The sequence below is a fragment of the Enterococcus sp. DIV1224 genome, from assembly GCF_050555455.1.
Classification (GTDB): domain Bacteria; phylum Bacillota; class Bacilli; order Lactobacillales; family Enterococcaceae; genus Enterococcus_B; species Enterococcus_B lactis.
In genome coordinates this window covers 1,434,527-1,458,137 of sequence record NZ_CP187859.1, presented here as the reverse complement: position 1 = coordinate 1,458,137, position 23,611 = coordinate 1,434,527, and the positions used below count along the sequence as shown (strand labels likewise).

At 38.9% G+C, this 23,611-nt stretch carries 23 protein-coding genes; 18 read left to right on the top strand and 5 right to left on the bottom strand.

Translation table 11 applies throughout. The features are described from left to right. Positions 1–3 precede the first annotated feature (3 nt). The 3 genes from pheT to IGK53_RS07090 all read left to right on the top strand — a co-directional run bounded on the left by pheT (position 4) and on the right by IGK53_RS07090 (position 3,507). Complete coding sequence (pheT, locus tag IGK53_RS07100; RefSeq protein WP_002329147.1) at positions 4–2,424, top strand: phenylalanine--tRNA ligase subunit beta; 2,421 nt, start codon at positions 4–6, stop codon at positions 2,422–2,424. Positions 2,425–2,926: 502 nt separating this feature from the next. Next, a complete protein-coding gene (locus tag IGK53_RS07095; RefSeq protein ID WP_002292952.1) occupies positions 2,927–3,061 on the top strand; it encodes a hypothetical protein in 135 nt (44 codons plus the stop codon). 317 nt (positions 3,062–3,378) lie between these two features. Further along, a complete protein-coding gene (locus tag IGK53_RS07090) occupies positions 3,379–3,507 on the top strand; it encodes a hypothetical protein (protein WP_002292953.1) in 129 nt (42 codons plus the stop codon). A gap of 164 nt (positions 3,508–3,671) precedes the next feature. Here the strand turns inward: IGK53_RS07090 and trpS are convergent, their stop codons facing one another. Then, positions 3,672–4,682 (bottom strand): tryptophan--tRNA ligase, encoded by a 1,011-nt coding sequence (gene trpS, locus IGK53_RS07085; protein WP_002288045.1) that lies wholly within the window; start codon positions 4,680–4,682, stop codon positions 3,672–3,674. Positions 4,683–4,935: 253 nt separating this feature from the next. On the opposite strand from trpS, the gene IGK53_RS07080 reads away from it, so the two are divergent. The 9 genes from IGK53_RS07080 (at position 4,936) to IGK53_RS07040 (ending at position 12,847) form a co-directional block, all read left to right on the top strand. Further along, positions 4,936–5,673 carry an amino acid ABC transporter ATP-binding protein gene (locus IGK53_RS07080; protein WP_002288042.1) on the top strand — a complete coding sequence of 246 codons (738 nt, stop codon included), beginning with the start codon at positions 4,936–4,938 and terminating at the stop codon, positions 5,671–5,673. A 13-nt stretch (positions 5,674–5,686) separates the two neighbouring features. Next, entirely contained in the window at positions 5,687–6,502 is an 816-nt protein-coding gene (locus IGK53_RS07075; protein WP_002292956.1) for a transporter substrate-binding domain-containing protein, read from the top strand. Positions 6,503–6,515: 13 nt separating this feature from the next. Then, positions 6,516–7,163, top strand: a complete 648-nt coding sequence (locus tag IGK53_RS07070; protein ID WP_002288038.1) for an amino acid ABC transporter permease — start codon at positions 6,516–6,518, stop codon at positions 7,161–7,163. Positions 7,164–7,178: 15 nt separating this feature from the next. After that, positions 7,179–7,835 (top strand): amino acid ABC transporter permease, encoded by a 657-nt coding sequence (locus IGK53_RS07065; protein WP_002292958.1) that lies wholly within the window; start codon positions 7,179–7,181, stop codon positions 7,833–7,835. 160 nt (positions 7,836–7,995) lie between these two features. Then, positions 7,996–8,817 (top strand): glutamate racemase, encoded by an 822-nt coding sequence (racE, locus tag IGK53_RS07060; RefSeq protein WP_016629245.1) that lies wholly within the window; start codon positions 7,996–7,998, stop codon positions 8,815–8,817. 2 nt (positions 8,818–8,819) lie between these two features. Beyond that, entirely contained in the window at positions 8,820–10,175 is a 1,356-nt protein-coding gene (rph, locus tag IGK53_RS07055) for a ribonuclease PH (protein WP_002329148.1), read from the top strand. Continuing rightward, positions 10,176–10,694, top strand: coding sequence for a metallophosphoesterase (locus tag IGK53_RS07050; RefSeq protein WP_430604676.1), 519 nt, complete (start codon positions 10,176–10,178; stop codon positions 10,692–10,694). A gap of 106 nt (positions 10,695–10,800) precedes the next feature. Further along, positions 10,801–11,301 (top strand): cyclic-di-AMP-binding protein CbpB, encoded by a 501-nt coding sequence (gene cbpB / locus IGK53_RS07045; protein ID WP_002292972.1) that lies wholly within the window; start codon positions 10,801–10,803, stop codon positions 11,299–11,301. 328 nt (positions 11,302–11,629) lie between these two features. Further along, positions 11,630–12,847 carry an IS110 family transposase gene (locus IGK53_RS07040; protein ID WP_002329539.1) on the top strand — a complete coding sequence of 406 codons (1,218 nt, stop codon included), beginning with the start codon at positions 11,630–11,632 and terminating at the stop codon, positions 12,845–12,847. Positions 12,848–13,192: 345 nt separating this feature from the next. On the opposite strand, the gene IGK53_RS07035 is transcribed toward IGK53_RS07040, so the two are convergent. After that, entirely contained in the window at positions 13,193–14,113 is a 921-nt protein-coding gene (locus tag IGK53_RS07035; RefSeq protein ID WP_002329150.1) for a mechanosensitive ion channel family protein, read from the bottom strand. Between the two features lie 125 nt (positions 14,114–14,238). On the opposite strand from IGK53_RS07035, the gene IGK53_RS07030 reads away from it, so the two are divergent. Then, the gene (locus IGK53_RS07030) at positions 14,239–15,291 is read left to right on the top strand and encodes a branched-chain amino acid aminotransferase (protein ID WP_002316226.1); all 1,053 of its coding nucleotides are present in this window, start codon (positions 14,239–14,241) and stop codon (positions 15,289–15,291) included. 111 nt (positions 15,292–15,402) lie between these two features. Here IGK53_RS07030 and fabI read toward each other — a convergent pair whose 3' ends face one another. Then, on the bottom strand, positions 15,403–16,158 hold the full coding sequence (gene fabI, locus IGK53_RS07025; protein WP_002295795.1) for an enoyl-ACP reductase FabI: 756 nt from the start codon (positions 16,156–16,158) through the stop codon (positions 15,403–15,405). Positions 16,159–16,376: 218 nt separating this feature from the next. Between fabI and fabZ the strand changes: the two genes are divergently transcribed. Then, positions 16,377–16,817 (top strand): 3-hydroxyacyl-ACP dehydratase FabZ, encoded by a 441-nt coding sequence (gene fabZ / locus IGK53_RS07020; protein WP_002309395.1) that lies wholly within the window; start codon positions 16,377–16,379, stop codon positions 16,815–16,817. Between the two features lie 125 nt (positions 16,818–16,942). Here fabZ and IGK53_RS07015 read toward each other — a convergent pair whose 3' ends face one another. Next, the gene (locus IGK53_RS07015) at positions 16,943–17,698 is read right to left on the bottom strand and encodes a peptidylprolyl isomerase (RefSeq protein ID WP_002329151.1); all 756 of its coding nucleotides are present in this window, start codon (positions 17,696–17,698) and stop codon (positions 16,943–16,945) included. A 188-nt stretch (positions 17,699–17,886) separates the two neighbouring features. On the opposite strand from IGK53_RS07015, the gene IGK53_RS07010 reads away from it, so the two are divergent. Both IGK53_RS07010 and IGK53_RS07005 read left to right on the top strand, forming a co-directional pair. After that, complete coding sequence (locus IGK53_RS07010) at positions 17,887–18,981, top strand: DUF871 domain-containing protein (RefSeq protein ID WP_430604675.1); 1,095 nt, start codon at positions 17,887–17,889, stop codon at positions 18,979–18,981. A 162-nt stretch (positions 18,982–19,143) separates the two neighbouring features. Further along, positions 19,144–20,079 (top strand): alpha/beta hydrolase, encoded by a 936-nt coding sequence (locus IGK53_RS07005; RefSeq protein WP_002329153.1) that lies wholly within the window; start codon positions 19,144–19,146, stop codon positions 20,077–20,079. Between the two features lie 85 nt (positions 20,080–20,164). Here IGK53_RS07005 and gap read toward each other — a convergent pair whose 3' ends face one another. Continuing rightward, positions 20,165–21,175 carry a type I glyceraldehyde-3-phosphate dehydrogenase gene (gap, locus tag IGK53_RS07000; protein ID WP_002309387.1) on the bottom strand — a complete coding sequence of 337 codons (1,011 nt, stop codon included), beginning with the start codon at positions 21,173–21,175 and terminating at the stop codon, positions 20,165–20,167. A gap of 288 nt (positions 21,176–21,463) precedes the next feature. On the opposite strand from gap, the gene obgE reads away from it, so the two are divergent. Together obgE and IGK53_RS06990 are read left to right on the top strand one after the other, a co-directional pair. Next, the gene (gene obgE / locus IGK53_RS06995; RefSeq protein ID WP_002295805.1) at positions 21,464–22,777 is read left to right on the top strand and encodes a GTPase ObgE; all 1,314 of its coding nucleotides are present in this window, start codon (positions 21,464–21,466) and stop codon (positions 22,775–22,777) included. Positions 22,778–22,941: 164 nt separating this feature from the next. Then, positions 22,942–23,529, top strand: a complete 588-nt coding sequence (locus tag IGK53_RS06990; RefSeq protein ID WP_002309384.1) for a hypothetical protein — start codon at positions 22,942–22,944, stop codon at positions 23,527–23,529. Positions 23,530–23,611 lie beyond the last annotated feature (82 nt).

Genomic DNA, 23,611 nt, shown 5'->3' with positions numbered 1-23,611 from the left:
AAGATGTTAGTTTCATATAAATGGCTTAATCGTTATGTGGATTTATCGAATGTAACACCAAAAGAATTAGCGGATAAAATGTCTGTAACAGGAATCGAAGTCGAGGGAATCACGGTTCCAGAAGAAGGCTTGAAAAAAATCGTTGTCGGTGAAGTCAAGGAATGTGTACCACATCCAGATTCTGATCACCTTTCTATTTGTCAAGTCGATATTGGTGAAGACGAACTGTCTCAAATCGTTTGCGGAGCGCCTAATGTGAAGGTCGGAATCAAAGTAATCGTTGCGCTTCCTAACTCACGGATTGCTGGAAATGTGAAGATCAAAAAAGGGAAAATGCGTGGTCAAGTATCAAATGGCATGATTTGCTCGTTACAAGAAATTGGCTATTCAGACAGTGTTATACCGAAAGAATACGCTGAAGGTATCTATTATATGCCACAAGAAGCTGTAAATGGCGATCCAGTTTTTTCTTATTTAGATATGGATGATTCGATCATTGAATTGTCTATCACACCAAATCGTGCAGATGCATTGTCAATGCGTGGCGTAGCTTATGAAGTTGGGGCAATCTATCGTCAGACGCCTACATTTGATGACGAGAAATTAGTAGAATCATCACAACTTGCTAGCGATAGAATCAAAGTGACAGTTGAAGATAAAGAAGTCGTTCCTGCCTATCAAATCCGCATCATTGAAGGAGTAAACATCCAACCAAGTCCTCAATGGCTGCAAAATCTTTTGATGAATGAAGGCATCCGCCCAATCAACAATGTAGTAGATGTGACGAACTATATTTTGCTTTTATTCGGACAACCACTACATGCATTTGACTACGACAAATTGAAATCAAATGAGATCCTTGTCCGTCATGCAAAAGAAAATGAGACATTAGTCACGTTAGATGGAGAATCTCGGGAATTGACAACTGACAATCTTGTCATCACTAATGGCAAAGAACCAGTTGCTTTGGCTGGTGTCATGGGTGGATTAGATTCAGAGATTACGAATGAAACAACAACAGTGGCACTGGAATCTGCTTTGTTTGATCCAATTTCGATCCGTCGTACAGCAAAACAATTTAATTTGCGTAGCGAATCTTCTGCACGCTTTGAAAAAGGGATCAACCATGCAACTGTTGGAGAAGCCAGTGAGGTTGCTGCAGCAATGATCGTTTCTCTTGCAGGTGGGGAAGTTCTACAAGGTGCGGTCAAAGGTTCAGAGATCAAAGCAGAAGACGTATCAGTGAAGATTTCACTTGAACGCATCAATCAATATTTAGGAACATCTCTTGTCGTTAAAGAAGTAAATGAGATTTTTGAAGCACTTGGATTTAGCTATGAAGAAAAGGATCATGTTTATTCCGTAGTCGTACCACCAAGACGATGGGATATCCAAATCGAAGCAGACATTATCGAAGAAGTTGCTCGTATTTATGGATACGATCAGTTGCCATCTACTCTTCCAAGTGGAGAAACGGTTGCTGGAAGCTTGTCAAAAGAACAAGAAACTACTCGTAAAATTCGTACAATCTTTGAAGGAAGCGGATTGAGCGAAGCCATCAGTTATGCATTGACAACAGAAGAAAAATCAAGACAGTTTGTTATAAAAGAAAGTAATATTACACGTTTGGACTGGCCAATGAGCGAAGAACGTTCTGTATTACGAATGAATTTGATCAGCGGACTATTAGATGATATCAGTTATAACACTGCTCGAAAAAATACAGAGATTGCTTTATATGAAATTGGTCGGGTATTCTTCCAAGAAAATGATCCGCGCACACATCTGCCACAAGAAATAAAACATGCAGCCATCGCTATTTCTGGTATTTGGGAAGAAAAAGATTGGCAGACGAAAGCACAAAACGTAGACTTTTTCACCATCAAAGGTCTTTTAGAAAACTTATTTGAACAACTAGGTATCCATGAAGATATCCATTATCAAACGGTGACAGAAATAAAAGAAATGCATCCTGGAAGAACAGCTGCGATTTACCTTGGCGAACAATTCATCGGTTTTGTCGGTCAAGTGCATCCGACAATTGCCAAAAGTTATGATATTCCAGAAACATATGTTGCTGAGTTTGATTTATCTGCTGTAGTGGAAGCTGCCCAAAAAGAAATCGTTTTTGAAGCAGTGACAAAATTCCCAGCAGTCAGCCGAGATATCGCTTTGCTTGTAAAAGAAACTGTGACAAATCAGGAATTAACAGAAGTGATCCATTCTGCTGCCGGAAGATTTTTAACAGATATCCAATTATTTGATGTCTATCAAGGAGAAAACATCGAAAAAGGACATAAATCCATGGCTTATAGCCTGACATTCGTCAATCCTGAAGCAACATTGACAGATGAAGAAATCAATAAAGCAATGGATAAGGTAACAAAAGCTTTGACAGAAACACTTGGAGCAAGTATTCGTTAAAAGTTAGAAGCAAAATAGTTATCAGTCGTCCATGCTTTTAAAAAATTTTTTTAAAACACTTATATATATAGAATAGATACTTGAGCAGATCCATCTTCGGTTCTGCTCTTTTTTATTTTTCAGGTAGATTCCATAAATTTCTAAAATCAGAAAAATAGGTAGGTATCGAGCCGTCGTATTCACAGTGAAAGACTATCAATAACACTGCTATGTAAGTATGATAAAAAAGAGAAGATGAAATTGAAAAGGGAGAGTTTTATTACACAAGTAATTAGATTTTAAATGAACAGGAAAATCATTATTTTTATCGCTAATTTTCAAAGAACAGTTTTGGCTATATACTAATAAGAGGTTTATTGGATAAGAATTCATGACATTTAATCTGCTGAATATGGAAAAATGGCCGAGGTGGTAATCCCAACCATTTTTTCTTAGTGTATCATTAATTGAATTTCAGACGTTTTGCACGTGGCTACTTCAGAGATTAAAGGAGGTGGTAGTGGTGTTCATGTTAGTTGTTCTTGGTCTTTTATTAATAATCGTTGGTATTCAACTTAGAAGAGGCAAATGGTATGGAATAGTTGCTGGGAATACTTTTAAAGATAAACCGATTGAAGTTCAAAAAAAGGTGCATTAGGAGCTTCATCTATTGCTTTTTTTGTAGGAGGCTTTTTACTAATCGTTTATATTTTAGTGTTTTTTTGATATTCAAACTAGATTTTTAATCATTCCAGTAATTGTAATAGCGATAGTATATTCTTTGTTTACCTTATATAAATATCTTAAACACTTCATTAAATATGGAGAATAAAGGAACTATTTAGTAAGAAAAGGAATATTAGAAAATCTATAAAAAAACTACCACTAAAAATGAGGGGGACACAGCTTTTGGCCCTTCTTTGACGATAGCTGAACAAAATATCCGCACTTGAAAAAGGGAATGTCACTGAAGCTGTGGTCGCCACTCAGCCAATCAATGAATACGAAGATGCATTGAAAAAACTGACCAACTATGAAAAGCAGTATACGACACTTCTTGAAGAAACCAATCAAGTGATCGACAAACAAGTCGTCACGGACTAAGAACTGGCCAATTATTTCAACTAAAGTGAAAGTCTCTGATTCTGCTTTTGAACATCAAAAAACCGAACGATAGAGAGCGTACGCATGCAAGTAAGCAGCTACTCAACTATTGTTCGGTTTTTTGTGTTTGGTAATGATGTCACTAAGATGGATTCACCGATGTATTAATGGAAGTAATTGATTCCCATTGCTGATTTTACTTCAGAAAGTGTTTGTGCAGCTACTTTAGCAGCTTCTTCACTACCTTTACGCAAGATTTCCATAACAGCTGAAGGATCTTTTTCCAATTCTTCTCGGCGTGCGCGGATCGGTGCAAATTCAGCTTCCAATACATCAATGAGGTATCGTTTGATCTTTACATCACCAAGTCCGCCGCGGCGGTAATGAGCTTTCATTTCTTCAATTGCTTCTTTATCTGTTCCGAATACATCCAAGTAGGTGAAGACCATATTCCCTTCTACTTGTCCAGGATCTTGTACATGGATGTGGTTTGGATCAGTATACATACTCATAACTTTTTTCTGTAAGACATCGGCAGGATCGGAGATATAAATACCGTTTCCTAACGATTTACTCATTTTGCCATTTCCATCGATTCCAGGTAACCTACCCATTCCTTTTGGTGGGAATACGCCTTTCGGTTCCACCAAGACTTCACCATATGTATGATTGAAGCTTTGTACGATTTCCTGTGTCTGCTCTAACATTGGTTTTTGATCCTCGCCAACAGGTACGAGATTCGCTTTGAATGCAGTGATATCAGCTGCTTGAGAAACAGGATAGATAAAGAATCCTGTAGGCACGCTTTCACCGAATTTCTTTTGTTCGATTTCTGTTTTGACAGTCGGATTGCGCCGAACGCGTCCTACGCTGACTAAGTTCAAATAATACATGGTTAACTCAGCTAATTCCGGAATTTGTGATTGGATAAATAAAGTAGATTTTGCAGGATCTAATCCCACGGCTAAATAGTCTAAAGCAACTTGCAAGACATTTGATGAAACCTTCTCAGGATTTTTAGCATTATCGGTCAGTGCTTGCATGTCAGCAATCATGACAAACAGTTGGTTGTCTTCGTCTGCTTGCATAGCCACTCGGGTTTTTAGAGAACCGACGTAATGCCCTAAATGCAGCTTCCCAGTTGGTCGATCTCCCGTTAAAATAATATTTTTCAAAAAAGACACCTCTTTACGATTTGTAAGTCTGAGCACTTAATATCTTACCGTTTTTCCTGACAAGAAACAACAGTTCCTAAGGAAAAAACAAGGAAAGAGGATAAAATAACTAATAGATTAGAAATGAAAGAAATATTTATGGGAGAATAAACGTTCTAAGAAACTTTACAAATTACTAAACTATCAGATATAATGTATTTTATTATACATCTTTAAAAGAAATCTTACTAAATAATAATGGGAGTGTAATTCTATGGCAATGATTAAATTTGATCACGTGGATAAATATTATGGCAAGTTCCACGCATTAAAAAATATCAATCTCGAATTCGAGAAAGGAGAAGTTGTCGTTGTCATTGGTCCTTCTGGTTCAGGAAAGAGCACGATGCTTCGCTGTATCAATGGATTAGAGACGATTTCTTCAGGTAAGCTACTAATTAATGATACTGACTTGCATGATAAAAAGACAAAGTTGACAGAAGTCCGAAAGAATATCGGCATGGTTTTCCAGCATTTCAATTTGTATCCTAATAAAACCGTTCTGGAAAATATTACATTAGCACCAATCAAAGTGTTAAAGCAAGACCAGGCAACTGCAGTCAAAAACGCGGAGAAATTTCTGAAAACTGTCAATATGTTAGATAAGAAAGATTCTTATCCTTCCATGTTATCCGGTGGACAACAGCAACGGGTGGCAATCGCCAGAGGTTTAGCGATGAATCCTGAGATGCTGCTGTTTGATGAACCTACTTCTGCTTTGGATCCGGAAATGATTGGTGATGTATTGGACGTCATGAAAAAATTGGCGCATGACGGCATGTCAATGATTGTCGTGACGCATGAAATGGGCTTTGCCAAAGAAGTTGCGGATCGTGTCATCTTCATGGCTGACGGAGAAGTATTGGAAGATAGCAGAAATGTGAGAGACTTTTTCGAAAATCCAAATGAAGTCCGAGCACAGCAATTTATCAGTAAAGTTATCAATCATTGATAGGAGGAAAAAGATGCGCAGGTTTAAAAAAATACGCCTGATTTTCCTTTTAGGCATTGCTTTTCTTGCACTAGCCGGATGTAAAGGAAATGGGTTGGCAAATGAAGATATTTTAGAGCGAAGCAAATCTACCAATGAAATCAGCTGGGGTGTCAAATATGATACTCGATTATTTGGAATGATGGATATTGAGAGCAGAACCGTACAAGGATTTGATGTAGATATTGCAAAAGCAATCACTGAAAAGATCCTTGGTGAGAATGGAAAAGCGGAATTTGTTGAAGTCACTTCTAAAACGCGGATCCCGTTATTGAAAAACGGAAACATCGATGCGATTATTGCGACGATGACGATCACAGATGAACGAAAAAAACAAGTCGATTTTTCAGATGTCTATTTCGATGCTGGCCAAGCTTTGTTGGTAAAGAAGGGAAGCCAAATCAAAAGTGTAGATGATTTGAATGCTTCTACAACAGTTCTAGCAGTCAAAGGTTCTACGTCGGCTGCGAATATCCGACAGCATGCACCAGATGCAAACATTCTGGAATTGGAAAATTATGCAGAAGCATTTACTGCGTTACAATCTGGCCAGGGAGACGCGATGACTACGGATAATGCGATCTTGTTAGGGATTGCAGATGAAAATCCAGAGTACGAGTTAGTCGGCGGAACGTTTACTAATGAACCTTATGGAATTGCGATCAACAAAGGACAAGAAAACTTCTTGAAAGCTGTTAACCAAGCGCTAGAGGAAATGCATGCAGATGGCACATACGATAAAATCTATCAAAAATGGTTTCCAAACGAAACTGAAGGAAAAGTAGAGTAAGGGGGGAGAGGCAATGAGCGAATTGATACAGACTTATGGACCAATCTTTGTCGACGGGTTCAAGATCACATTGTTTTCGAGTGTCTTAGCACTTGTGTTTAGTTTGATTATCGGAACGTTGATGGCAATCTTCCAATTATCAAAGAATAAAGTAGTAAGTGCCTTAGCAAAGGCATATGTAGAATTTTTTAGAAACATTCCATTATTGATCATCGTGATGTTTTTTTATGTTGTCGTACCTATTTATTGGTTTAATCTAGACGGATTCCAAGCAGGGACGATTGGCTTGACTATCTATACATCCGCTTTTATTGCTGAAACAGTACGTTCAGGGATTCAAACTGTACCAAAAGGCCAAACAGAAGCAGGATTGTCTTCTGGATTTACCTATTCAGAAATTATGCGTTATATTGTTTTGCCCCAAGCATTCAAAATCGTTATTCCGCCATTAGGCAACCAATTTATTAATCTTGTGAAAAACTCGTCTATTTTAGCAATCGTAGCTGGTTTGGATTTGATGTATCAAGGAGATTTGATTGCCAGTGAAACATTCAATACCTTCGATACGTATATCATCGTTGGGTTATTTTACTTAGTTATCACGCTGCCGTTATCTTACTTAATGGTTTATCTTGAGAAAAAATGGGCGGTTCGTTCATAGAAGGAGGGGAAATACATGGATTTTAGCGGCGCTTTTTCATGGATGAATGTCCGTTTTTTATTGGAAGGATTAAAGGTTACTGTTGAAGTTTCATTGTTTTCGATCATTTTCAGTTTCTTGATTGGTGGTCTGACAGGTGTGATTCGTTTTGCGAATATCCCTTTCTTGTCCAAAATCCTTGGTATTGTGATCGATATCATACGAAATCTTCCATTATTATTGATCATTTTCTTCACTTATTTTGCTTTGCCTCAGATTGGCATCCAGATGAACATCTTCTGGTCTGCTGTTGCAGCATTGACGATCTTTGAATCAGCTATGCTGTCGGAAATTTTCCGAGCTGGACTTAATGCTGTTCCGAAAGGGCAGATGGAGGCAGGATTGTCAACGGGACTGACTTATGTAGAAACGATGCGGACGATCGTTTTGCCGCAAGCATTCAAATCGATGATCCCGGCAATTGTGAGCCAATTGATTTCACTGATCAAAGATACATCATTAGCAGTAATCATTTCTTTACCTGAACTTTCTCATCAGGCACGTATTATTTATGGACAGAATACCAATTATGTGCTTCCAATGTTCATCATCATGACACTTATGTACTTCGTGGTGTGTTACGCGCTTTCTCTGCTTTCCGGTTACTTGGAAAAGAGACGGTACAGTTATTAATAGATGATTCTTTTAGCGGTTGTGGCAAACTAAGTCACAACCGCTTTTCCTCTTTCCATTCGAAAAAAAGAGATTTTGATTGTTTTAAGCAAGTGAGAGCACTTGAAAATTCACGCTAAAAAGTACACAATAGGGAAGATAGAATTTATTGAAAAAAAGGATGATACGATTGACAGATAATCGCCCTATCGGATTTATTGATTCAGGTGTTGGCGGCTTAACTGTAGTAAAAGAAGCCCTGAAACAATTACCGAATGAAAATATTTTATTTGTAGGAGACACAGCACGCTGCCCGTATGGTCCTAGACCTGCGGAACAGGTAATCCAGTATACTTGGGAAATGACGGATTATCTGGTGGAGCAAGGAATCAAGATGCTGGTGATTGCCTGCAATACCGCAACTGCGGTTGCTTTAGAAGAAATCAAAGCTGCTCTTTCTATTCCAGTCATCGGTGTGATCCTTCCCGGTACAAGAGCAGCAGTAAAAAAAACACAAAATAAACAAGTTGGCATTATCGGTACGATTGGTACGGTAAAAAGTCAAGCTTATGAAAAAGCACTGAAAGAGAAAGTGCCAGAATTGACTGTGACAAGTCTTGCTTGTCCCAAATTTGTTTCAGTTGTCGAAAGTAATGAATACCATTCATCTGTGGCAAAAAAAATCGTGGCAGAAACATTAGCTCCGTTAACGACTAAAAAAATCGATACATTGATTTTGGGATGCACCCATTATCCATTATTACGCCCTATCATTCAAAATGTAGTGGGTGAAAATGTTCAACTGATCGATTCTGGAGCAGAAACAGTAGGTGAAGTATCTATGCTACTCGATTATTTCCATTTGAGCAATTCACCGCAAAATGGACGGACATTATGTCAGTTTTATACAACAGGATCTGCTAAACTTTTCCAAGAAATAGCCGAAGACTGGCTTGGAATCGGACACCTAAATGTAGACCATATTGAATTGGGAGGAAAATAAGGATGCGTCATGACGGGAGAAAAGCCCAAGAGCTTCGTAAACTGGAGCTTCAAACAAATGTTTTCAAATATCCAGAGGGATCGGTTGTGATCCGTTTTGGTGATACAACAGTTATTTGTTCTGCAACAGTAGAGGATTCTGTACCTCCCTTTTTGAGAGAAACAGGAACAGGGTGGGTAACAGCTGAATACAGTATGCTACCTCGAGCAACGAGTACGAGAAATCGTAGAGAAAGCAACAAAGGAAAACTTTCTGGTAGAACAATGGAAATCCAGCGTCTTATTGGTCGCTCCTTGCGTGCAGTAATAGACTTGGAAAAGCTGGGAGAGCGTAGTATCATCATAGACTGCGATGTGATCCAAGCGGATGGCGGAACTAGAACAGCTAGCATCACTGGGGCATTCGTCGCGTTGAGACTAGCAATTGAAAAGCTTTTAAGAGAAAAGGAATTGTCAGAAGATCCAATCAAAGAGCATCTTGCTGCAGTTAGCGTAGGGATCTTGCCGGATGGGACTTGCGTGACAGATTTGGACTATCAAGAAGATTCCGCAGCGCTTGTAGATATGAATCTCGTGATGACAGAATCAGGAAAATTCGTGGAGATTCAAGGAACTGGAGAAGAAGCAACGTTTGATGGAGAACAGTTGAATGAAATGCTCTTTTTTGGAAAAAACGCGATTGAAGATTTGATCAAAGAGCAAAAACATGCTTTGCTAACAGAATTTGCTCAAGATAATGAGCGGATAGAAGAAACAAAAACAATTATCATTGCGACAAGAAATCCAGGAAAAGCAGAAGAGTTTCGAAATATGTTCAAAGAAGCGGGATATCATGTAAAAACATTACTTGACTATCCTGAATTGCCAGATGTGGAAGAAACTGGCAGCACATTTGAAGAAAATGCCCGATTAAAAGCAGAAACGATTGCACAATTGCTTGATCAACCAGTCTTAGCAGATGATTCAGGTTTGAAAGTGGATGCGTTAGGCGGTATGCCAGGAATCTATTCTGCACGTTTTGCAGGGGAACAAAAAAGTGATGCGGGGAATAACGCCAAATTATTATATGAATTGACAGATGTGCCGGATGAAAAAAGAACAGCACAATTCCATTGTACATTAGTATTCGCGGCACCCAAAAAAGACAGCCTCGTAGTAGAAGCGGAATGGCCCGGTCGAGTAGCCCGTATACCATCTGGCGAAAATGGCTTTGGGTATGATCCTTTATTTATCCCAGAAGGTAAGAAACAAACAGCAGCAGAATTATCGAGCGAAGAAAAAAACAAGATCAGTCATCGGGCTCAAGCAATGAAAAAATTGAGTGCCGAGTGGAAACAATGGCTGGAAGGAGAGAGATAGATGCGGTATTTAGTAGTAAGTGATAATCATGGAGACAGAGATATCCTCGTTGACTTAGTAGATCGTTATCGTTCTGAAGTGGACATCTTTTTCCATTGTGGTGATTCGGAATTAGAAGCTTCTGACCCATTATGGGATACATTCCAAGTGGTTCAAGGTAATTGTGATTATGGACCAGGATTCGAACAGAAAAAAGTGATCCAAACTGGTCAGGATACAGTATTCATGACTCATGGCCATTTATCGAATGTTCGATTTGGTTTGACACAGTTAGCAATCGAAGCTCGAGCTGCAAATGCCGATATGGTGTTTTTTGGTCATACCCATCAAATAGGCTGTGAGATAGATCAGAAAATCCTGTTTTTGAATCCTGGAAGCATTTCTCAACCTAGAGGCCCGATCCAAATCCCATCATATGCTCTTATTGAAAGTTTAGAGGACCAAATTTCTGTTCAATACTATAACCGTGCCCATCAGGCAGTTGAAGAGTTGGCCTTTTCTTTTTCGAGAGAGCGCTGAATAAAAAAACTCTAATTTTTAATAAAAATAAGCTTTATTTTGTGAATTTTGCATCCGGTTTCGGTAAAATAGTAGTGTTGAATGAAATAGAAATGGAGGCCATCAGATGATTGGACCTATAGTAAGAGAAATGCTGCTGGAAAATCAGGAAACGTTTTTGATTCCTGCAGAAAATGTGGCAAATGTTATGTATCATCATCCATTATCCCATGGTTTACTTGTCTTATCGAAGGTCGGTTATTCCAAGATTCCTGTATTAGGAAAAGATGATCACTTTGTAGGACTAGTAAGTTTATCAGATGTGGTCAATAAAATGATTGACTTGCAAACAATCAGCATGGATCCGTTAGAAGGACTAACAGTTGCTGATGTAACAGAAACGGATGTTCCGACGATTGATGAAAATTGGGAACTAGAAGAAGTACTCCATTTGTTAGTTGATTCGCCTTTTTTACCGGTTGTCACAGAAGAACGGGCTTTCAAAGGAATCATCACAAGGAAAGAGCTGCTTAAAGCCGTAAACTTCATGGTGCATGAATTAGAACGTCGCAATATATTGTCTCCGAAAATCGAAGAATTAAAAGAACAAATCGATATTGTGAGCTAAAGAACGAGAAACTGAAAGATAATCAAAAAATAAGTAGAAACAAAAGCGTACCAGTTTTGACTTTATCTTGAAAAACATACTAAGATTAGAGGGGAACATCATTGACGAATGATGTTCTCCTCTATTTTCTATTTTTAGATTATAGTGAAGAGTGAAAGAAAGTTCGAACAAAGCCTTGAGGACTACGAGTCCCTATCAAAAACCGAACTTCTTTACTGTCATTTTAGAATCAGGTTTACGTATGTTGGGGCCATGGGCCCGTGTATAGGAAATTGGAATCGAAATGAAGCAGTAAAGTTCTTTCAAAACTTAAAAAGGAGGAATACAAATGCCTTACATTCTTGCATTAGATGTTTCAATGGGACACAGCTACAGTGTCCTATACAAAGACGACACCTGCTTATTTGAAGACGAGATCGAACACACTCAAAGAGGATTTCATGCATTACTCGAAGAGATCCAGCACTTGCCTGAACGTCCATTGATTGTTTTTGAAGCAACGGGGATTTATTCCAGACCAGTCGAAAAGTTCTTTCAAGATCATCACTTTTCTTACTGTTTGTTAAACCCGTTAGAAGCGAAAAAACAGATGGAAGAAAGCACCTTACGCAGTTGGAAAACAGATAAATCGGATGCCCACCGGCTCGCACAGACTCATCTTAAAAATCAACGTCAGCCAAAAGAAGTACAAAGCAATTTTTACTTAGAGATGCGCGATTTAGCCCGTTTTTATCAAGAGATTGAGAAGAAAATCACTCGTCTGCGCATGGATTTACACAACTGCCTTCAGTTGACTTTTCCAGAGCTTGAACAGTTCTTTTCAAACAGGCTGACCCCTTACGCATTGACATTGATCCGTCTTTTTCCCCATCCAGATTTTGTATTGGCATCTACTCGGACAAAAATAAAAAATAAACTAATCAACGAAACACGGAAAAAAATCTCCGCGAATCGTGCCGAGCAAAAGGCAGATCAAATCATCCACTATGCACAGTGTGCCTACCCAGCTGTTCAAAAAGACAGTATCCACTGTCAAAAAACGATTTATTACGCCGAACTTCTCCAAGATTTACTCGAACAAAAAGAAGCACTGGCGACACAAATGATCAAAAAAGCCGAAGGCTCTCCTTGCTTTTTGTTGTACCAAACGTTCCCTGGGATCGGCGCACTCACAGCCGCTTTATTGCTCGGTGAATTAGGAGATATCACACGATTTAAAACCCATAAACAATTGAATGCCTTTGTCGGAATTGACATCCGACGGTATCAATCAGGTAAGTATACTGGCCAAGACCGCATCAATAAGCGTGGTAATCCCAAAGCACGGAAAATTATTTTCTTCACCATTCGAAATATGATTCGCCAGCAACGCGCAGCTCCTAATCATATTGTCGATTATTACTACAAATTAAAAAAGCAACCTATCCCTAAGAAAGATAAGGTTGCCACAGTTGCTTGTATGAACAAGCTTCTGAAATGTATGCACGCTATGGTTAGGGCACATACAGAGTACGACTATGCGTACGCGGTCTCAGTGGACCATTAACTAAACCACTTACAGTATACCACTTCTTTGCCCAGATCGAAAATTTTTTACGAACGAGGCTTTATTTGGTGTGCCTTGATTTTGTCGCTTTCGTTTATGAGCTATTTTTCTTACACCTTTTACTTGACTAATCGTAGGAAAGAGGCTGGGACAGAAGCGTTTAACTCCAAGAAATAAGAAGGAATTCACGAAAATTGCTTTTCGAATTTTTGTGAATTTCAGCTTATTTCCGAAGGAGTTGCTTCTGCTTCCGCTGTTTATACGTGTTTAGAGCGTGGGACAAAAGTGTTCTTTACTTTTGTCCCACGCTCTTTTTAGTGAGATTCGTTGCATCGTTTGACCAAATTATTTTCCGACAGCAATCGGACTGTTCGGGATCGTGAAACCAGAAGCTGTCAATTCTTTGACATAGGAGCTCAAGAACTCTTCTTTTAAGGCATATTGTTTTCCGTTCAATGCGTAGCAGACCGTTCGAATAGCAAAATTACTATTACCAAGATCCACTAAACCAAAGATGGAAGGTTCAGTTTGAAGCTCTTCTTGGTATTTTTCAGCTAATGTCTGATTTACTCGATCAATGATCTCATAGATTTTGTCATATCCTTCTTCAGGAACGATCCGGATATCTAAAAGTACTTGCATATTTGCACGAGAGAGATTGCTGATCGTGGTGATGTTTCGATTCGGGATGAAATGGACAGTACCATCCGTTGCTTTCAGCTGAAGGGTACGGATACCAACAGATACGACGGTTCCTTCAATCGTTAAGTTTGCTAACTTGATGTAGTCTCCAACATCCATCTGTTGTTCCATGATAATAAAAAATCCGGTAATAACATCACTCATGAACCCTTGTGCACCAAGGCCGATCGCCACACCTGCAATTCCGGCACCAGCCAAAAGTGAACCGATCGGTACACCGATAGCAGATAAAATTGCATAGATAAAGAAGAAACCAAGGGTATAATGAAAAATAGTATTTAAAAGACTATGTAAAGTCTTTAAGCGGCTCTCGTTTAGAATGGCTTTTTTAGAATACTGATTAAAAGACTTATCAATCAGATATTTTCCCACACGGTGAAGAATCCAAAAAAGGACGATCAAAAAAATCAGATATAAACTTTTTTGGATAAAGGCAGCCAAAATGGCGTCCCAATCAATCCCGTCCCAAAACCGCTGAAACGCATTTACTTTGCTGACAGCTTGATCTGTCAATGTCTCGCCAGAAGAGTCTGTCGTACCGGCAGTTGCTAATAATGAAAACATAAAATCCTCTTTTCTAAAATTTGATTCTTTCTGTATTGTACCAAGAAGTTTTCAAAAAAGGAAATAGCAAAAATAACTATAATGAAGGAAAAAAGCTGAAAATAAAATGACAAATAATATGGATAATGATAAAATGTGGAGAAAATAACGAAGGTGGTAAGTATATGCAAATCGATTGGAACAATTTAGGATTTTCTTATATCAAAACTCCTTGGCGTTTCATTGCCAAATGGAAAGACGGACAATGGGAAGAAGGGGAATTGACAGAAGATAATTACCTGACGATTCATGAAGGATCTCCAGCGCTTCATTATGGTCAGCAATGTTTTGAAGGTCTAAAAGCTTATCGTCGAAAAGACGGGAAGGTCAATCTCTTTCGACCTGAACAAAATAGTCGGCGGATGAATCAAAGTGCTAGACGCTTGCTGATGCCGATGGTCCCTGAAAAAATGTTCGTTGATGCTGTTAAGCAAGTGGTAAAAGCAAATGAAGCTTTCGTGCCTCCCTATGGAACAGGCGCTACATTATACTTGCGTCCTTTACTGATTGGGGTCGGTGAAAACATCGGTGTCCATCCTGCTCCAGAATACTTATTTGTCGTCTTCTGTACGCCAGTAGGAGCGTATTTCAAAGGTGGGCTAAAACCAACGAACTTTATTGTATCTGATTATGATCGTGCTGCTCCTAAGGGAACAGGCGCAGCAAAAGTCGGCGGAAATTACGCAGCAAGTTTACTTCCAGGAACAGAAGCAAAAGAACTGGATTACTCAGATTGTGTTTATCTTGATCCAGCCACACACACGAAAATCGAAGAAGTAGGGGCAGCAAATTTCTTTGGGATTACGAAAGATGGAAAATTCATCACTCCACAATCGCCATCTATCTTACCAAGTATCACGAAATACTCTTTGCTGCAATTAGCTGAAGAACGACTAGGACTTCAAGCAATAGAAGGAGATATTTTCATTGATGATCTAGATCAATTTGCAGAAGCTGGTGCATGTGGTACAGCGGCTGTTATTTCTCCGATTGGTGGGATCTACCACAATAATAATCTGCATGTATTTTATAGCGAAACGGAAGTAGGACCAGTAACAAAGCGGTTGTATGATGAATTGACAGGTATTCAATTCGGGGACATAGAAGCACCAGAAGGCTGGATTGAAGTCGTGGAGTAATTTCAAAGTAATAAGTTGAAAAAACGTAAAAAAAGAAAAAATCAGGAAGAGACTTTAAAAAGTTTTTTCCTGATTTTTATATGTTTTACTTTAAAGAATGTAACAAAAGGATTATGAAAGATGGACACCTTTGTCAACGTAGATAATATCACCGATGATCCCGCTGGAAAGAGGACTGATCAAGAAAGCACAAGCATTACCGACTTCTTCGATCGTTACACCTTGCTGATCAGGCGTACGAGATTCAGATAACTGGATCAGTTTTTGATAGTCCTTAACCCCTGTAACAGCTAATGTTTTGATTGCTCCAGCTGAAATACCATTGACTCGGATGCCTTTAGGTGAGAACTCAGCTGCCAAATAACGGATAGCTGCTTCAAGAGAAGCTTTCGCGATACCCATCATGTTATAATTCGGGATTGCGCGCTCTGAACCTAGATAAGTCATGCTAACGATTCCGCTATTTGGTGCAAGAAACGGTTGTGCGTATTTTGATACAGCAATCAAAGAGTAGCTACTGATATCTTGAGCTAATTGATAGCCGTCTCTGGAAATATCAGACACATTTCCAGACAATTCTTCTTTGTTGGCGTAAGCAACTGCATGGACAAGGCCGTGGATCTCTCCAGCATATTCACCGATGGCATTCATTGCTTTTTCGATGCTTTCGTCGCTAGAAACATCACATTCTACAGTGAATGCTTCTTCGCCGACCAATTTGACTAATGATTTTTTCATTCGTTCATTTTGGTAAGTATAGATAATCTCTGCCCCTTGTTTCAACATTGCTTCAGCGCACCCCCAAGCAATGCTTTTTTTGTTAGCGACGCCCATGATGACGATTTTTTTTCCTTCTAGAAATGACATAATGACTCTCCTTTGTTTCTGATAAAAATTTGATAGTCGTAAAAAATAGAAAATAATAGCTAAAATAACTTCTTGATTTCTTAATTATTAGTCAAAATGTTTTGATTGTCAAACTATTTTTTCTTAAATTAAAAAAAGATTGCTAAATATTTAGGAATATGATACTTTGATAGTCAAAGTAATGAAAATGGCAATCGCCTGAAAGAAGGAGTTTAATTATGTCTTATGTATTATCTGCTACTGAAGTAATGGACTTGATCCCTAATCGTTATCCTATTTGTTATATTGATTATGTAGATACATTAGAACCAGGAAAAAAGATTGTTGCGACAAAAAATGTAACGATCAATGAAGATTTTTTCCAAGGTCACTTTCCTGACAATCCAGTGATGCCGGGTGCGTTGATCCTAGAAACACTGGCACAAGCAGGTTCGATCCTTATCCTAAAATCAGAAGAGTTCCTAGGAAAACGAGCTTATATCGGTGGAATCAATAAGGCCAAATTCCGTCAAAAAGTTGTTCCAGGAGATGTACTGAAATGTCATTTTGAAATCACCAAAATGAAGGGGTCAGTCGGTACAGCGTTATCTGCAGCATATGTAGATGATAAAAAAGTCTGTGAGTGTGAGTTCACGTTCATCGTCAACCAAAATGCTTGATCATAAAAAAGTTGTTATAGAAAAATAGAAGGATATTTACTTGCTTTCTTATGTAAAAAGAAGACGTCTGAATCTAGCACATTTTGTCATATTTGCTAGATTCAGACGTCATTTTTATGTTCTGTTTATTTTGCTTCTTGCAGTATATTGATTTTATCAATTTTTACTTCTTCTTTTGGTTTGTCTGAACTATCTGTTTCGACATTTGCAATAGCATCCACGACATCCATTCCTTCAATCACTTGACCGAAGACAGTGTACTGACCATCCAGGGAAGGATAACCGCCGTTTTTATAAGCATCGATAATCGCTTGAGGGTAATCATCTTTTAAAAGACCATCATGCATATCATCTGAATTTTGAACGATAAAGAACTGGCTGCCGTTACTGTTAGGATCTTGTGAGCGAGCCATAGATAACGCACCTCTTATGTTGTAAAGGTGGTTGTTGATCTCTGTCTCAAATCCTTCTCCCCAAATACTTTCGCCTCCAGTGCCATCGCCTTTAGGATCACCGCCTTGGATCATGAAATCTTTGATGACGCGGTGAAAAGTCAGGCCATTATAGTAACCATCTTTTGCGTGTCTCATAAAGTTTTCAACTGCTTTAGGTGCATATTCAGGGAATAATTTGATTTTGATTGTGCCTTTATTTGTCACCATTTCGACCAAATCCTCATTTTCAGCTACATCTTTCGTCAATTGTGACAATTCCAATGCATTCAAATCGACACTACTGGCAGTTGTACTTTCCGCAGTGGATGTACTCTTTGAACTTTCAGCCGATGAACTAGGAGAAGTCGTACTGTTTGCGGAACAACCAGCAGCAAACAATAATGCTGCAGCTAAACTAATACTTAAAATAACTTTATTTTTCTTCATAAATATTCCTTTCCAATTTACTGTTTTGTTATCTTTAATGATAACAAAATAGAGGAGAAATACCTACTTAAATTATTGGAATTTATCATTTATTTTAAAAGAAAAAGAAAAGGTGTAGACCATTTATTTTGTCTTTGCTATAATGTAAGTGGATACAAAAACGAAAAGATGCAGGAGGAAATGGTAATATGGGAAAATTAGGAATCTCGATTTATCCAGAACGATCAACATTTGAAAAGGACAAAGCGTACTTGGATTTAGCTCATAAGTATGGGTATAAACGGGTTTTTACCAGTTTACTGCAGATCAACGACGACAAAGAAAAAGTTCTTTCAGAATTTAAAGAAGTAGTTGATTATGCGAATAGCCTAGGCATGGAAGTAATGGTAGATATCAATCCAGCGTTATTTGAACAGTTGGAGATTTCTTACGATGACTTATCCTTTTTCCATAAGATGGGTGCCTATGGAGTTCGCTTGGATATCGGGTTCACCGGAGCAGAAGAAGCAAAAATGACGCGTAATCCTTTCGGTATCAAAATCGAGATCAATATGAGTTCGGGCACGAATTATGTTGACAACATCATGAGTTATTCGCCAAACACGGATAATTTATTAGGTTCTCATAATTTTTATCCTCATCGATATTCTGGTTTAGGCTACGACCATTTTGTTTTTTGTTCAGAAAAATTTAGAAAATATAATTTGAATACGATGACGTTCGTCAATTCGCAATCCGCTGAGTTTGGCCCTTGGCCTACACAAGATGGCTTGTGCACACTAGAAGATCACCGAGACCTTGAGATTGCTACACAAGTGAAGCATTTGATCCTTACAGGGCTGATTGATGATATTTCTATTGGAAATGCGTATGCAAGCGAAGAAGAATTGAAAGAAATGGCAGCAGCATTTAATGCAGATTATCCAACATTGAAAGTAGATACGGAAGAAGGGATTACAGAAAACGAACGAATCTGCTTGTTTGACAATCTCCACAGTTATCGAGGAGATCGCTCAGAGTATATCCTTCGTTCGACGATGACTCGTGTATATTATAAAGAAAAAGATTTTCCACCTCACAATACGCGAGATATGCATCATGGTGATGTGCTGATTGATAATGAAGGGTATGGTCAATATAAGGGAGAAACACAAATCGCCTTGAAGGACATGAAAAATGACGGACGGGTCAATGTCGTAGGAAGAATTTCTGATGACGAACTGTTCCTCCTTGATTTTTTGAAACCTTGGTCAAGCTTCAAATTAATTGAAAATAAAAAATAGATAATGAGTTGCTGCAGAAATAATCCGCTAGAAATAGCCAGTTATTTCTGCTTTTTTATTTTGTTTTTTTATAGGTTATAAAAATGAACATTGCATAGTAGAGATTCTTTGATTATACTAATTCAAGGTTAGATGAAAAAAGAGAAATGAGATGGATAATTTATGAAACTTTGGATGAAAATCCTTCTAGGTGTTGCCCTAGTTCTAATCGTTGCGCTATTGTTTGTAGGGAATTATTTTTATAATTATGCTGTCGTGCCGTCTGAGAAAGACTTTTTAGATGAAGATACACCAGGTACAACACAGACATCCAAAGAAACGGATGCACATAAGTGGTTTAGTTCAAAAGAGAACCGAAGCAATTGGACAATCACTTCGAAAGACGGTCTGAAATTATCAGCGATTTATCTTCCTGCTGAAACGAAAAGTGAAAAAACAGCTCTAGTTGCTCATGGCTACATGGGAGATGCTGAAACGATGACCAATTATGCAAAGATGTTCCATGATATGGGCTACAATGTCCTTGTTCCAGATGCAAGAGGGCATGGAAAAAGCGAAGGGGATTATATTGGATTTGGATGGCCAGAGCGCAAAGACTATGTGCAGTGGATCAACAAAGTGTTAGAAGAAAATGGAAACTCGCAAGAAATCGTTCTATATGGTGTCAGCATGGGGGCAGCAACTGTCATGATGACTAGCGGAGAAAAATTACCAAATAACGTAAAAGCAATTATTGAAGATTGCGGTTATTCTTCTGTCCATGATGAGCTTGCGTATCAGCTAGACGATATGTTTAGTCTTCCAGCGTTTCCGCTTATGCAAGTAACGAGTCTAGTGACAAAAGTCCGTGCCGGCTACTTTTTCGGTGAGGCAAGTGCAGTGGATCAATTGAAGAAAAACCAGCGTCCGATGCTATTTATACATGGAGACGCAGACACATTTGTACCATTTGAAATGTTGGATAAGGTTTATCGTGCAACGAAGGGGCCAAAAGAAAAGTATGTTGTAAAAGGAGCCGAGCATGCGGAAGCATACAAGACAGATCCTAAAAAGTATCAGCAAGTAGTCCAACAATTTTTAAGCCAATATGTTCATTGAACTAGTTTAAAAGCAAGAGGGTAAAAAGAAACAAGCCATTGACTGGATCCAGTCAATGGCTTGTTTTATTGTTTGATTTATTAAATTACAAGTTAGCGAATTTTTCTAGTAAGCGAATCATTTGGCAAGTGAATCCGTACTCATTGTCATACCATGCAACAGTTTTGACAAGTTGGAAATCGCCAGCAGTTGTTACTTCTGTTTGGGTTGGATCAAAGATTGAACCTTGAGTTGTGCCAATGACATCGCTAGAAACGATTTGACGATCATCATACCCAAATGAAGGATTGTCAACTGTGTGTTTTTTGATTGCTTCATTTACTTGATCAGCAGTTACTTTGGTTTTCAATACTGAAACTAATTCAGTTAATGAACCATCAACGACTGGAACACGTTGCGCATGTCCTTGTAATTTTCCTTGTAACTCAGGGATAACTAAGCCGATTGCTTTTGCAGCACCAGTAGAATGTGGAATAGTGTTGTCAGCAGCTGAACGAGCAGCACGTAAATTACCGCCTCTTACTGGTCCATCTAACAGCATTTGGGTTGAAGTGTAGGCATGGACTGTTGTCATTGTACCAACTTCGATCCCAAATTCATTATTCAAGAAATAAGCCATAGGTGCTAAACAGTTTGTTGTACATGAACCTGCTGAGATGATTCGGTCGTTTTCATCTAATGTATCATCATTGACGTTATAGACGATAGTTTTCATTGCACCAGCTGGGGCAGAAATAACTACTCGTTTGACACCAGCATCTAAATGCGCTTTCGCTTTTTCTTCAGATGTATAAAAACCAGTACATTCTAGTACGATATCTACACCGTTTTCTTTTACCCAAGGGATTTTGCTTGCGTCGGGTTCTGCATAAACACGTGTTGCTTCGCCATCCACTACGATTGAGTCTTCTGTTGCAGTAACTGTGCCAGGATAAGTACCGTGAGTAGAGTCAAATTGCAATAATTGTGCTAACATAGTTGGACTTGTTAAGTCGTTGATTGCTACTACTTCAATATCATCTGATACTTCTTTGATGCGGCGGAAAGCCAGACGGCCGATACGCCCAAATCCGTTAATACCTACTTTTACTGTCATATCAAAAGTTCCTCCTTTATTAGGGGTGCTATGAAACGGCATCCTCAATTAATACAATTAATACACTGTTATTCTGCTACGCAAAGCATATTTTGTCAAAAAATTATACTCGATAGCAGAAAAATGGTTGGAAACCTTACCAAATAATAAAAAAAGAAGAAGGCAATCAATCTTTTTGCTGAAATGATAGACAAAAACAGATTTCACCGATAAAATAAGGAAGACTTTTGTTTATTGTGGAAATTCAGGCAGTCAAATAAATAAATTGAATAATAGGAGGACTTAATTATGTCCATGTTTTTAGATCAAGTAACGATCGATGTGAAAGCTGGCAAGGGCGGAGACGGAATGGTTGCATTTCGTCGCGAAAAATACGTTCCTGACGGCGGACCGGCTGGTGGAGACGGTGGTCGTGGCGGTGATGTCATCTTGATCGTCGATGAAGGTTTGCGTACATTGATGGACTTTCGTTTTAATCGCCATTTCAAAGCGCAGCCAGGTGAAAATGGAATGAGTAAAGGGATGCACGGCCGTGGTTCAGAAGATACCTATGTGAAAGTACCGCAAGGAACCACTGTCCGAGATGCAGAGACTGGTGCTCTTTTAGGAGATTTGATTGAAAATGGTCAAACACTAGTTGTGGCGAAAGGGGGACGTGGCGGACGAGGAAATATCCGGTTTGCCTCTCCTCGGAACCCTGCACCGGAAATTGCTGAAAACGGGGAACCAGGACAAGAACGAAAAATCGAACTGGAATTGAAAGTATTGGCAGACGTTGGGCTTGTAGGCTTTCCATCTGTTGGAAAATCGACTTTGCTATCTGTGATTTCATCTGCTCGTCCAAAGATCGGCGCTTATCATTTCACGACACTCGTCCCTAACTTGGGAATGGTTACTACAAGTGATGGCAGAAGTTTTGCCGCAGCAGACTTGCCAGGGTTGATTGAAGGAGCTTCGCAAGGTGTTGGACTAGGTACACAATTCCTTCGTCATATCGAAAGAACGCGAGTTATTTTACATGTGATCGATATGAGTGGGATGGAAGGACGAGATCCTTACGAAGACTATCTTGCCATCAACAAAGAATTATCTACTTACAACTTACGCTTGTTAGAGCGTCCGCAAATCATCGTGGCTAACAAAATGGATATGCCGGATGCACAGGAAAACCTAGTGAAATTCAAAGAACAGCTGAACAAGGAAAAAGAAGACGAATTCGCTGATGATATCCCAGTATTTCCAATTTCTGGAGTGACTCGACAAGGATTGGATGCGTTATTGAATGCTACAGCAGACTTGTTAGAAGTAACGCCAGAATTCCCATTGTACGAGGAAGAACTGGAAGAAGAAACTGTACACTATGGATTCAATCCAGAAGGTCCTGAGTTCCAAATCGATCGTGATTCAGATGCAACGTGGATCTTATCCGGTGAGAAGATCGAAAAATTATTCCAAATGACGAATTTCGATCATGATGAAACGGTAATGCGTTTTGCTCGTCAATTACGTGGTATGGGTGTGGATGAGGCACTTCGGGCACGTGGGGCGAAAGATGGCGACCTTGTCCGTATCGGTGAATTTGAATTTGAATTTGTCGAATAGGCAAACAAATAAAAACAAATACCAAAAAATATAGTTTCAAATCTAAGGGGAGTATGGCTGAGGCCATTCTCCTTTTTTATTGGGTAGGAAAGAGTGCTTTTCTTTTCTTATTTTACAATTAAAGGTAAAATAAATAACAAGAAGGTATGAAAGGGGCGTTTTCAATGAGCAAGCGAGTAATCATTTTAAATTTTCAAGTAGAAAGCCAAGCATATCAGGCATTTTCGGAAATCAAAAAACTACATGCTGTTCGTTCGATCAAAGGAGAACAGATGGCCGTTGTCAGCCATGATCCCAATGGAACCCATCAATTCAAAATAGAAGATTTTATCGACTTTACTGGGAATAACAAATCTTCTACTGGTGGGTTGATTGGTATGTTGGTTGGTGTATTAGGTGGGCCGCTGGGGATTTTATTAGGATGGTTTGCTGGAGGGATGATCGGTGCGACACAAGATGCAAAAGAAATAAAAGATGCTCAGACTGTGTTCGACTTTGTAGGAAATAAAATCGGTGAAGGAGCTACAGGACTGATTTTGATTGCGGATGAAGAAGACAATCGTCCATTGAATCAATTAGTGATGATGGAATTAGGCGGAGAAATTACCCGTTTGGATTATGAAGATGTCGAAAAAGATGTGCATGATGCGAAGGAAGCCGAAAAGCAGGCGAAAGAAGCTGCCCAAAAGACTTGGGAGGACAAACATCCGCAATCTTCCGATGACAATGAGAGTTCCGAATCTTCAAATTAATAAAAACAGCAGAGAATCTCAAAAGGGTTCGCTGCTGTTTTTACAATGGAGTTTAAAGAAAACGTTATCACAGAGGAACATC

Coding starts and splice junctions, on each gene's coding strand:
- IGK53_RS07030 (WP_002316226.1), top strand. CDS start 14,239: ATGATAAAATGTGGAGAAAATAACGAAGGTGGTAAGTATATGCAAATC.
- gap (WP_002309387.1), bottom strand. CDS start 21,175: ATGACAGTAAAAGTAGGTATTAACGGATTTGGGCGTATCGGCCGTCTG.
- IGK53_RS07065 (WP_002292958.1), top strand. CDS start 7,179: ATGGATTTTAGCGGCGCTTTTTCATGGATGAATGTCCGTTTTTTATTG.
- fabI (WP_002295795.1), bottom strand. CDS start 16,158: ATGTCATTTCTAGAAGGAAAAAAAATCGTCATCATGGGCGTCGCTAAC.
- IGK53_RS07015 (WP_002329151.1), bottom strand. CDS start 17,698: ATGAAGAAAAATAAAGTTATTTTAAGTATTAGTTTAGCTGCAGCATTA.
- rph (WP_002329148.1), top strand. CDS start 8,820: ATGCGTCATGACGGGAGAAAAGCCCAAGAGCTTCGTAAACTGGAGCTT.
- pheT (WP_002329147.1), top strand. CDS start 4: ATGTTAGTTTCATATAAATGGCTTAATCGTTATGTGGATTTATCGAAT.
- IGK53_RS07070 (WP_002288038.1), top strand. CDS start 6,516: ATGAGCGAATTGATACAGACTTATGGACCAATCTTTGTCGACGGGTTC.
- IGK53_RS07040 (WP_002329539.1), top strand. CDS start 11,630: ATGCCTTACATTCTTGCATTAGATGTTTCAATGGGACACAGCTACAGT.
- racE (WP_016629245.1), top strand. CDS start 7,996: ATGATACGATTGACAGATAATCGCCCTATCGGATTTATTGATTCAGGT.
- obgE (WP_002295805.1), top strand. CDS start 21,464: ATGTCCATGTTTTTAGATCAAGTAACGATCGATGTGAAAGCTGGCAAG.
- IGK53_RS07005 (WP_002329153.1), top strand. CDS start 19,144: ATGAAACTTTGGATGAAAATCCTTCTAGGTGTTGCCCTAGTTCTAATC.
- fabZ (WP_002309395.1), top strand. CDS start 16,377: ATGTCTTATGTATTATCTGCTACTGAAGTAATGGACTTGATCCCTAAT.
- cbpB (WP_002292972.1), top strand. CDS start 10,801: ATGATTGGACCTATAGTAAGAGAAATGCTGCTGGAAAATCAGGAAACG.
- IGK53_RS07075 (WP_002292956.1), top strand. CDS start 5,687: ATGCGCAGGTTTAAAAAAATACGCCTGATTTTCCTTTTAGGCATTGCT.
- IGK53_RS07050 (WP_430604676.1), top strand. CDS start 10,176: ATGCGGTATTTAGTAGTAAGTGATAATCATGGAGACAGAGATATCCTC.
- IGK53_RS07080 (WP_002288042.1), top strand. CDS start 4,936: ATGGCAATGATTAAATTTGATCACGTGGATAAATATTATGGCAAGTTC.
- IGK53_RS06990 (WP_002309384.1), top strand. CDS start 22,942: ATGAGCAAGCGAGTAATCATTTTAAATTTTCAAGTAGAAAGCCAAGCA.
- IGK53_RS07035 (WP_002329150.1), bottom strand. CDS start 14,113: ATGTTTTCATTATTAGCAACTGCCGGTACGACAGACTCTTCTGGCGAG.
- IGK53_RS07010 (WP_430604675.1), top strand. CDS start 17,887: ATGGGAAAATTAGGAATCTCGATTTATCCAGAACGATCAACATTTGAA.